Genomic DNA, 248 nt, shown 5'->3' with positions numbered 1-248 from the left:
AATTAAGCCACATGCTCCGCTGCTTGTGCGGGCCCCCGTCAATTCCTTTGAGTTTTAGCCTTGCGGCCGTACTCCCCAGGCGGGACGCTTAATGCGTTGGCTGCGGCACGGAGGGATCGTCCCCCCCCACACCTAGCGTCCATCGTTTACGGCTGGGACTACCAGGGTATCTAATCCTGTTCGCTCCCCCAGCTTTCGCGCCTCAGCGTCGGTCTCGGCCCAGAGGGCCGCCTTCGCCACCGGTGTTC

General features: G+C 62.9%; 1 rRNA gene. It reads right to left on the bottom strand.

Annotated features, from left to right (window positions below):
* Positions 1–248, bottom strand: a 16S ribosomal RNA gene (locus tag AOBCEHNH_RS07055); the annotation flags it as partial.

Origin of the sequence: Collinsella intestinalis, assembly GCF_902501455.1 — a bacterium.
Taxonomy (GTDB): Bacteria; Actinomycetota; Coriobacteriia; order Coriobacteriales; family Coriobacteriaceae; genus Collinsella; species Collinsella intestinalis.
This window is presented reverse-complemented; position numbering and strand designations above follow the sequence as displayed.